The 9474-nt window shown below is 75.8% G+C and carries 8 protein-coding genes; 5 read left to right on the top strand and 3 right to left on the bottom strand.

What is annotated here, in order from left to right:
* Positions 1-653: 653 nt before the first annotated feature.
* On the bottom strand, positions 654-1355 hold the full coding sequence (locus ACFZCD_RS22495) for a nuclease-related domain-containing protein (protein ID WP_391833524.1): 702 nt from the start codon (positions 1353-1355) through the stop codon (positions 654-656).
* A gap of 253 nt (positions 1356-1608) precedes the next feature.
* Here ACFZCD_RS22495 and ACFZCD_RS22490 point away from each other — a divergent pair, with 253 nt between their 5' ends.
* Positions 1609-3204: an alpha/beta hydrolase gene (locus ACFZCD_RS22490; protein ID WP_391833522.1), complete on the top strand. Its 1596-nt coding sequence runs from the start codon at positions 1609-1611 to the stop codon at positions 3202-3204.
* Between the two features lie 82 nt (positions 3205-3286).
* Here ACFZCD_RS22490 and hemQ read toward each other — a convergent pair whose 3' ends face one another.
* Both hemQ and hemG read right to left on the bottom strand, forming a co-directional pair.
* Positions 3287-4000 (bottom strand): hydrogen peroxide-dependent heme synthase, encoded by a 714-nt coding sequence (gene hemQ, locus ACFZCD_RS22485; protein WP_391833520.1) that lies wholly within the window; start codon positions 3998-4000, stop codon positions 3287-3289.
* 5 nt (positions 4001-4005) lie between these two features.
* Positions 4006-5457 (bottom strand): protoporphyrinogen oxidase, encoded by a 1452-nt coding sequence (gene hemG, locus ACFZCD_RS22480; protein WP_391833518.1) that lies wholly within the window; start codon positions 5455-5457, stop codon positions 4006-4008.
* Positions 5458-5677: 220 nt separating this feature from the next.
* Between hemG and ACFZCD_RS22475 the strand changes: the two genes are divergently transcribed.
* The 4 genes from ACFZCD_RS22475 to pcaG all read left to right on the top strand — a co-directional run bounded on the left by ACFZCD_RS22475 (position 5678) and on the right by pcaG (position 9466).
* Positions 5678-6871 (top strand): thiolase family protein, encoded by a 1194-nt coding sequence (locus ACFZCD_RS22475; protein WP_391833516.1) that lies wholly within the window; start codon positions 5678-5680, stop codon positions 6869-6871.
* Positions 6872-6941: 70 nt separating this feature from the next.
* On the top strand, positions 6942-8168 hold the full coding sequence (locus tag ACFZCD_RS22470) for a 4-hydroxybenzoate 3-monooxygenase (RefSeq protein ID WP_391833514.1): 1227 nt from the start codon (positions 6942-6944) through the stop codon (positions 8166-8168).
* A gap of 9 nt (positions 8169-8177) precedes the next feature.
* Positions 8178-8927, top strand: a complete 750-nt coding sequence (gene pcaH, locus ACFZCD_RS22465) for a protocatechuate 3,4-dioxygenase subunit beta (RefSeq protein ID WP_391833512.1) — start codon at positions 8178-8180, stop codon at positions 8925-8927.
* Complete coding sequence (gene pcaG / locus ACFZCD_RS22460; protein ID WP_391833510.1) at positions 8927-9466, top strand: protocatechuate 3,4-dioxygenase subunit alpha; 540 nt, start codon at positions 8927-8929, stop codon at positions 9464-9466. Before pcaH ends, pcaG begins: the two co-directional genes overlap by 1 nt.
* Positions 9467-9474: the final 8 nt, after the last annotated feature.

Raw genomic sequence — 9474 nt, 5'->3', positions numbered from 1 at the left:
ACGGCACCGCCGGACACCACCGCCGTGGTGACACACCGTCACGGCGGGCAACGGTTGCCGCGGCCCGGCACAGAAGCCGACGGCTGCCGGCCCGGCACCCTCCACCCGCCGCCACGGCGCGCAACCCGCCACGACCGCCCCGGCGGTGCCGGACCCACCGAGCCGGTACGGCACCGCCGGACACCACCGCCGTAGTGACGCGCCGTCGCGGCGGAGGGTGGTTGCCGCGGCACGCAACGCACCACCGCCGTCCCGACGGTCCCGGACCCTCCGAGCCCGTACGGCACCGCCGGACACCACCGCCGTGGTGACACACCGTCACGGCGGGCAACGGTTGCCGCGGCCCGGCACAGAAGCCGACGGCTGCCGGCCCGGCGGTGCCGAACCCACCGGGCCCGTAAGCAACCGGCAGGCCGCGGCCACGCCCCGCGCCACCGCGCCAAAGCGAGCGCGGTCGAGATACAGGAAGGCTGCGGTGCGGGCCGCCGCCCCGGCCGGGGTGCCTTGCAGGGCACCCTCATCCCCGAGCGCCGGCCGGGCACGGCGCACCGCACCGCAGCCTCCCCGTGGTCCTCGACCGCATGATCAAGGCTAGGCGGCAACACCCGCTCCGGTCGGGAAATACGCCCGCAGGTCACCCATCTGACGGTACGTCACGCCCAGAGCCACACCCGCCGGTTCCGCGCCACCGTGTGCACCCGCCGCGAGCGGTCCGGGTGCAGCACCCCGCCCGGCGCGCCCAGACCCGGCACGTCCGCCTCCCCCAGCACCCGGACGTCGTCCAGCCCCGGCACGACCTCCAGGCTCCGCGCCCCCACGAACACCAGCACCGGCTGCACCTGCACCAGGAACCCGCAGCCGCGGGAGAGGACGAGCGACGCCCGGCCCGCGTCGTGACGGATCTCGCGGACGTACGGCCGCGGCTCCCGCTCGCGGTCCGTCCGCACCTCCCCGTGGCCGACGCGGATCCGCGCCCCGCGCCCCGGCTTGGCGGCGACGGCGAAGACCCCGCCGGGTCCGATCAGCAGGTGGGGGATGATCGCGTCCCCGGGAAGGACGATGGAGTGCACCACGTCCCAGCCGCCCGCGGCGAGCCCTTCGAGCGCCGCGCCGACGCACTGCTCGGCGGCCAGCTCCCGGCGCCACGCGTCCGCGGCGGGCCGCCGGCCGAGCAGCCGGGCGAGCAGGAGGCGCACGCGGCCGGACGGGCCGGCCGCACCGGAGGAGTCGAGCCGGGCGCGGAGCGTCTCGCCGGGCCGGTTGGGCGCGAGGTCGTCGTCGGGCGGCAGGAACAGCCGCTCGGGATCGAAGGCCTTCCCGTTCGCGTTCCTCTTGCCGTCCGGCCGCTCCCGCACGCAGACCACCCCCTCCGCCATACTGCCGCAGAAGTACGGGAACCAACCCGTCCTGCGAGCCGTTGCCCCCTCAGAGGCCCCGCGACATCCCCCCGATCGCGGGGCCTCGTCCATTCCCGCGCGCCTCCCCCGCCTCCCCCTCCTTCCCCTCCTTCGGCCCCATCGCGGCGACACCGGCCACCGGTGCTTTACATCGGCAAACCCTCGGCCAATTATCCCTTTTGTCGCATTAAATGCCGGGAAGGGATGGTCAGTGAGAACAATCGCCTTGTACGGAGTCCTGGGTTCGCTGGTCCTCACCACGCTCGTCGCCGCCCCGGCCGACGCCCACGCCCCCGACCTGACGCACGCGCCCGGCGGTTACGCCGAAGCGCTCGGCGCGGCGGACGCCGCCCAGGAGGCCGAGGAGACGGGCATCCGCTTCGGCCCGTGCCCCGAGCCCGAGGGCCTGCCCGCCCCCTTCGAGTGCGGCACCGTCTCCGTGCCGCTGGACTACGCCCACCCCCACGGCAAGCACATCAGCCTCACCGTCAGCCGCGGCCGCGCCACCGGCCCGTCCTCCGGCCGGCAGGGCGCGCTCGTCTACAACCCCGGCGGCCCCGGCGGCTCCGGCATGTTCTTCCCCCTGCTCGCTGCCATCCCCCAGTGGCAGAACCTGGCCAAGGCCTACGACTTCGTCGGCTACGCGCCCCGCGGCGTCGGCCGCTCCGCCCCGCTGTCGTGCGTGTCGCCCGCGGGCTTCACCAAGGCCCCCAGCCAGGCCCCGCAGCACCCCTCCCCCGCGTACAAGCGCAAGAAGATCGCCGAGGCCCGCGCCTACGCGCGGGGCTGCGCCCGCAAGGCCGGTTCCGACCTGCGGTTCTTCACCAGCCTCAACAACGCCCGCGACCTGGACGTCATCCGCGCCGCCCTCGGCGAGCGGCGGCTCACGTACATGGGGGCGTCGTACGGCACCTACTTCGGCGCGCTCTACGCCACCCTCTTCCCGCACCACGTGCGCCGCATGGTCTTCGACAGCGTGGTCGACCCCGACCCGAAGAAGATCTGGTACGGCAGCAACCTCGCCCAGTCCGCGGCCTTCGAGCGACGCTGGCGCGACTGGCGGCGCTGGGTGGCCCGGCACGACGACGTCTACCACCTGGGCCGCAGCCCGCACCGGGTGCTGGCCTCCTACCAGCGGGTGAGCCGGCGGCTCGCCCGCAAGCCGGCCGGCCGGGTCGGCCCAGGAGAGCTCCAGGCCGCCCTGCTCCAGGTCGGCTACACCGACAGCTACTGGGCGCGCAGCGCGAACGCCCTCGCCGCCTACCTGCGCGGGGACGTCAAACCGCTGCGCGCGCTCGCCGAGCCGGACGCCTCGAACGCGGTCGCGAGCGAGAACTCCAACGCCGTCTACACCGCCGTCGAGTGCAACGACGCGCGCTGGCCGCACGACTGGCACGTGTGGGACCGCGACAACACGCGGCTCGCGCGGAAGGCGCCCTTCGAGACGTGGCAGAACGCCTTCATGAACCTGCCGTGCGCGTTCTGGAAGGCGCACCCCCAGCGGCCGCTCGACGTCAGGGCGGCGCGCGGCGCCCTCCCGCCCACGCTGCTCCTGGCGGCGGAGCGGGACGCGGCGACTCCGTACCCGGGCGCGCTGGAGCTGCGGCGCCGGCTGCCGGGTTCGGTGCTGGTGACCGAGCGGGGCGCGGGCACGCACGGCATCGGCGGCGGCCCGAACCGCTGCGTCAACCGCCACCTGGAGGCGTACCTGCTGGAGGGCGCGGTCCCCGCACGGGACGCGAAGTGCGCTCCGCGCCGGGAACCGGTGGCGACGAGCGGCAAGGTGGCACAGACGGACGCGGAGTGACCGCCGGCCCGGACGCTCCGCCCCGCGGGGCCGGCCGCCGGGCCACGGCCTGATCCGGCCCCGCCGGGGCTGGCGTGCCGCGTTACGCCAGCCCCGCCACCAGCTCCGACACCGCCTTGCGGCGGCCCGTGTAGAAGGGGACCTCCTCGCGGACGTGCATCCGCGCCTCGGACGCCCGCAGGTGCCGCATGAGGTCGACGATCCGGTACAGGTCGTTCGCCTCGAAGGCGAGGATCCACTCGTAGTCGCCGAGCGAGAAGGACGCGACCGTGTTCGCCCGGACGTCCGGGTAGCCGCGCGCCATCTTGCCGTGGTCCGCGAGCATGCGGCGGCGGTCCTCGTCGGGCAGCAGGTACCAGTCGTAGGAGCGGACGAAGGGGTAGACGCTGACGTAGTCGCGCGGCGTCTCGTCCGCGAGGAACGCGGGGATGTGCGACTTGTTGAACTCGGCGGGGCGGTGCAGGGCCATGTTGGACCACACCGGCTCCAGCGCCCGGCCGAGCCGCGTGCGGCGGAAGAGGTTGTACGCGTCCTGGAGGGCGTCCGAGGTCTCGGAGTGCCACCAGATCATGACGTCGGCGTCGGCGCGCAGGCCGGAGAGGTCGTACGTGCCGCGCACGGTGACGTCCTTCTCGGCGAGCTGCGCGAACAGCTCCTCCACCTCGTCGGCCCAGCCGGAGCGGTCCTGCGGCAGGACGTCGCGGAGCTTGAACACCGACCAGAGGGTGTAGCGGATGACCTCGTTGAGGTCCTTGGCCTTCTTGCCGGCGTTCGGGGTCTTCTGCGCGTCAGTCATGGTTCCTATTCTCCCCTGCGGTCCCCGGCGCCCTCGGCCAGGGTGGTGAGCAGCCCGTCGGCGGCCCGGTGGGCGCCGGCGATGCAGGCCGGGACGCCCACGCCCTCGTAGGCGGCGCCGCACACGGCCAGGCCGGGCACGCGGCCGACGGCCTCCCGGATGCGGGCGACGCGGCCGAGGTGGCCCACCGGGTACTGCGGCAGCCCGCCGTCCCAGCGTGTCACGCGCGTGCCGACCGGGGCCGAGGCGAGGCCGACCGCGTCGCCGAGGTCCTTGAGCGACAGCGCCACGAGCTCGGAGTCGTCGCGCTGCAGGTCGCCCTCGTCGCCGTACCGCCCGATCGAGGTGCGCAGGACGAAGAGGTCCGGGGCGGCGCCGGCGTTCCAGCGCCACTTGTTGCTGCTGAAGGTGGAGGCCTTGATGGTCCGGCCGTCGACGGGCGGGACGAGGAATCCGCTGCCGTGCAGCAGCCCTTCCACGTCGGAGCGCCGGAAGGCCATCGTGACCAGCGCCACCGAGGCGTACTCGATGCCGGCGAGCTCGGCGGCCGCCGCGGGGGCGGTACCGCGCAGGAGCCGTCCGGTCTCGCCCGCCGGTGCGGCGAGGACGACGGCGTCGGCCTCGACGGTCCGGCCGCCCGCCCGGACGGTCCACTTCGCGCCGTCGCGGCGCAGCTCGTCGGCGCGCGTGCGGGTGAGGATCTCGCCGCCCGCGGCGCGCACCGCGTCGGCGACGGCGAGCGGCAGGCGCCCGATGCCGCCCTCGATGCCCATGAAGACGGGGCCGGTCTGCTGCCGGGCGGCGGCGCGCTCCTGCAGGTCGCGGGCGGCCTCGGCGAGCGAGCCGTGGGTGCGGGCGGCCTCGAAGAGGGGCGGGACGGCGGCGCGCATCGAGATGCGGTAGGCGTCGCCCGCGTAGACGCCGCCGAGCAGCGGCTCGACCAGCCGGTCGACGACCTCGCGGCCCATGCGCTCGGCGACGTACGCGCCGATGGCGACGTCCTCGCCGGGCTCGGTGGGGGGCAGCTCGGCGTCCCGGGCGACGCGCGCGAGGCCGTCGGCGGAGAGGATGCCGGAGGCGGCCAGGGGGGCGAGGTCGCCGGGGACGCCCATGGTGTGGCCGGTGGGCAGGGGGCGCAGCTCGCCGCGGGTCCAGATCATGGCGGTGGCGGCGGGCGGCTGCAGGCTGTCGCCGAGGCCGGCGGTGCGGGCGAGCTCCACCGCCTCGGGGCGCCGGGCCAGCACCGACTCGGCGCCGAGGTCCACCGGCGCACCCTCGATCTCGTCCGCCCACAGCTTGCCGCCGACGCGGCCGCCGCCCTCCAGGAGGGTGACGCGGACGCCCGCCCGTGCCAGCCGGAGGGCCGCGGCGAGCCCCGAGATCCCGCCGCCGATGACCGCCACATGGTGCCTGGAAGAAGCCGCCGGAGGGCCGGCCGGAGAGTCCGCTGCGCTCATGGGACCACTCTCTCAAACGGCACCGATCACCCTTCCGCCGCCCTCCGCCGGAATGCCCGCCCGGATGCCCGTCCGGACGCCCGCCCGGTCTCCCGACCGACCGATCGGCCGGTTGCCCATTGACAGCGGCCGGAGGCAGCCCGAAGACTCGGCAGCGGCCGGCCATGAACAACCGTTCACACGGCGGGCCCCGGTCGCGGGGTCCCGCGGGAGGAGTGCCATGAACGACCGCATCCGGGACGTCTACATCGTGGACGCCGTGCGCACCCCGGTCGGCAAGTACGGCGGTGCCCTCGCCTCCGTGCGCCCCGACGACCTGGCCGCCCACGTCGTCCGCTCCGTCGCCGGCCGCAGCCCCGCCCTCGACCCGGCCCGGATCGACGACGTCGTCTTCGGCAACGCCAACGGCGCCGGCGAGGAGAACCGCAACGTCGGCCGGATGGCCGTGCTGCTGTCCGGGCTGCCGGTGACCGTGCCGGGCATGACGGTCAACCGGCTGTGCGCCTCGGGCCTGGAGGCCGTCGTCCACGCGTACCGGACGATCGCCCTCGGCGACGCGTCGGTCGTCGTGGCGGGCGGCGTCGAGTCGATGACCCGCGCGCCCTACGTCCTGCCGAAGCCCGAGCGGGCCTTCCCCGCGGGCCACCAGGAGCTGTACTCGACGACGCTCGGCTGGCGGATGACCAACCCGGCCATGCCCGAGCGGTGGACGACGCCGCTGGGCGAGGGCGCCGAGCTGATCGCGGACAAGTACGGCATCACGCGCGAGCAGCAGGACGCGTACGCGCTCGCCAGCCACCGGAAGGCGGCGCGGGCATGGGCGGACGGCGCGTACGACGACGAGGTCGTGCCGCTGCCGGGCGTCGGGCTGCCCCGGGACGAGACGATCCGCGACAACACCTCCATGGAGGCCCTCGCCCGCCTGAAGCCGGCGTTCCGCAAGGACGGGGGCACGGTCACGGCCGGGAACGCCTCGCCGCTCAACGACGGCGCCGCGGCGCTGCTGCTGTGCGACGAGGAGGGGCTGCGGGAGACGGGCCGCGAGCCGCTCGCGCGGATCCGGGCGTCCGCGGTCACCGGCATCGAGCCGGACCTCTACGGGCTCGGCCCGGTGGAGGCCGTGCGGCGCGTCCTCGCGAAGGCCGGGCGCTCGTTCGCGGACGTGACGCATTTCGAGCTCAACGAGGCCTACGCGGCCCAGGTCCTGGGATGCTTCGCGGAGTGGCCGGACCTCGACACCGGGATCGTCAACCCCCGCGGCGGCGCGATCGCCATCGGCCATCCGCTGGGCTGCTCGGGGGCGCGCCTCGCCGGGTCGGTCGCCCACCAGCTCGCCGCGGCGGGCTCGGGCACGGGGCTGGCCGCGCTGTGCATCGGCGTCGGGCAGGGGCAGGCGCTGGTCCTCGAACGCTGAGGGACCGCCCGCCCGGGACGCGCGCGCCGGGGCCCGTACGGCGCTCGCTCTCCGGGGAGGTAGCCCGCACATGCGTACCACCGTCGGCATCATCGGGGCCGGACCGGCCGGCCTGCTGCTCGCCCGGCTGCTGCACCGGGCGGGCGTGGACTGCACCGTCCTGGAGGCCCGCGACCGGGCGTACGCCGAGCGGCGGCAGCGCGCCGGGATCCTGGAGCAGGGCTCGGCGGACGTCCTGCGGGAGTGCGGCGCGGGCGAGCGGCTGGACCGCGAGGGCCTGGTGCACCGCGGCTTCGAGCTGCGCTTCGAGGGCGAGGCGCACCGGGTGGACCTGCCGTCCAGGACCGGCGGCCGGACCGTGACGATCTATCCGCAGACCGAGGTCGTCAAGGACCTGATCGCCCTTCAGCTTGCGGACGGCCCCCCTCTGCTGTTCGGCACGCGGGTGGTGGCGGTGGAGAAGGCCGACGGCGAGCAGCCGCTGATCCGCTTCGTGCGGGGCGGCCCGCAGGGGCAGGAGGGCACGCTGGAGTGCGAGTACGTGGCCGGCTGCGACGGCTCGCACGGCGCCTCCCGGCGCGCCCTGCCCCCGGGAGCGGTGCGGATGCACGCGCGCACGTACCCGTACGCGTGGCTGGGCATCCTCGCCGACGTGCCGCCCTCCAGCGACGAACTGCTGCTCGCGGGCCACGAGCGGGGCTTCGCACTGCACAGCATGCGCTCCCCCGCCGTCTCCCGGCTCTACCTGCAGGTGCCCCGCGGCACCGATCCGCGCGCCTGGCCCGACGAGCGCGTCTGGGACGAGCTGGACGTCCGGCTGGCCGCCGGGGACTGGCGGCTGCGGCGCGGCCCCGTCCTCGCCAAGTCGGTGAGCGGCCTGCGCGGCCAGGTGATCGAGCCGATGCGCCACGGGCGGCTGCTGCTGGCCGGGGACGCGGCGCACATCGTGCCGCCGAGCGCCGCCAAGGGCCTCAATCTGGCCTTCGCGGACGTCGTCACGATGGCGCGGGCGTTCACGCACTGGCACCGCACCGGCTCGACCGCGCTCCTCGACCGGTATTCGGACGACTGTCTGCGCCGCGTGTGGCAGGCGCAGCTCTTCTCGCACGAGATGACGACGATGCTGCACGCGGCGCCGGGGGCCGGCGCGTACGACCGCGCCCTGCAGCTGACGTGGCTGCGCCGGGTCACGGGCCCCACGGCGGCCGCGGCGGAACTGGCCGAGAACTACGCGGGAGCGCCGCTGCTCCGACCCGGCGGCGGGCCGGGCGGGATCACCGGCGGCGCCCCGGGGTAGATCAAGGCCATGGCCACCTCTGAACCCGCACAGGATCGGATACGCCCTGCCGTCCCCGCCGGCGCCGCCGCGGTCCCCGGCGGCGACGCCTTCGCCGCCGCCGCGCGGGCCGTCGCCCTCCGCACGCCCCGCAGACCGCCCGTGCCCGTCCCCCTGCCCGCCGCGCCCGGCACCGTCGAGCTGACCGGCCCGGTCTTCGGGACGGCGGACGTCGGCCCCCTCGACCACGACCTCACCCGGCAGCACGACGGCGCGCCCGTCGGCGAGCGGATCGTCGTCGGCGGGCGGATCACGGACCGCCGGGGCCGTCCCGTGCGCGGCCAGCTCGTGGAGCTGTGGCAGGCCAACGCCGCGGGCCGCTACGCCCACCCCCTCGACCGCCACCCCGCCCCGCTCGACCCGCACTTCACCGGCGCGGGCCGCTGCCTCACCGACGACGACGGCCGCTACCGCTTCGTCACCGTCCGCCCCGGCGCCTACCCCCTCGGCGGCCCGCACGACCTCTGGCGCGCGGCCCACCTGCACTTCTCCCTCTTCGGCACGGCGTTCACCCAGCGGCTCGTCACCCAGATGTACTTCCCCGGCGACCCGCTCCTGCCGGCCGACATCATCTGGCACGCCGTCAGCGACGAGGCCGCCCGCGCCCGGCTCGTCTGCACCCTCGACCGCACCCTGGGCGAGCCCGGCCGCTCGCTCGGCTACCGCTGGGACATCGTCCTGGACGGCCCGTCCGCCACCTGGACCGAAGGGGACCGATGATGACGCTGCCCCCGACCCCGTCCCAGACCGTCGGCCCCTACTACGGCATCGCGCTGCCCTGTCCCGGCGGCGGCGACGCGGCCCCGGCCGGGCACCCGGACGCCGTGACCGTGCACGGCCACGTCCGCGACGGGGAGGGCGCGCCCGTGCCCGACGCGCTCCTGGAGTTCTGGCAGGCGGCCCCGGACGGCTCGCTCGCGGGCGCACCGGGCAGCCTGCGCCGCGACGGGCGGACGTTCACCGGCTGGGCCCGCGTGCCCACCGGCCGGGACGGGCACTACGTCCTGCACACGCTGCTGCCCGGCGGGGCGCCGTACCTGGCGCTGTGCCTCCACGCCCGGGGCCTCGGCCGGCACCTCTTCACCCGGGTGTACGTCGCCGAGCCGCCCGGCGACCCACTGCTGGCCGCGCTGCCGCCGGACCGCCGCGCCACGCTGCTGGCGACGCCGGAGGCCGGGCGGCGGAACGCGTACCGCTTCGACGTGACGTTGCAGGGAGAAGACGAGACGGTGTTCCTTGACTGGCACACCGCGGGCTGAAAGGAGCG

It is taken from the genome of Streptomyces sp. NPDC008001, assembly GCF_042958085.1.
In the GTDB taxonomy this organism is placed as follows: domain Bacteria; phylum Actinomycetota; class Actinomycetes; order Streptomycetales; family Streptomycetaceae; genus Streptomyces.
The sequence above is the reverse complement of the archived record's forward strand: the minus strand, read 5'-3'. Positions and strand labels throughout refer to the sequence as shown.

Bases quoted from the DNA above. Each gene is read 5' to 3' on its own strand.
- ACFZCD_RS22470 (WP_391833514.1), top strand. From the start codon at position 6,942: ATGCGTACCACCGTCGGCATCATCGGGGCCGGACCGGCCGGCCTGCTG.
- ACFZCD_RS22475 (WP_391833516.1), top strand. From the start codon at position 5,678: ATGAACGACCGCATCCGGGACGTCTACATCGTGGACGCCGTGCGCACC.
- pcaG (WP_391833510.1), top strand. From the start codon at position 8,927: ATGACGCTGCCCCCGACCCCGTCCCAGACCGTCGGCCCCTACTACGGC.
- pcaH (WP_391833512.1), top strand. From the start codon at position 8,178: ATGGCCACCTCTGAACCCGCACAGGATCGGATACGCCCTGCCGTCCCC.
- hemG (WP_391833518.1), bottom strand. From the start codon at position 5,457: ATGAGCGCAGCGGACTCTCCGGCCGGCCCTCCGGCGGCTTCTTCCAGG.
- hemQ (WP_391833520.1), bottom strand. From the start codon at position 4,000: ATGACTGACGCGCAGAAGACCCCGAACGCCGGCAAGAAGGCCAAGGAC.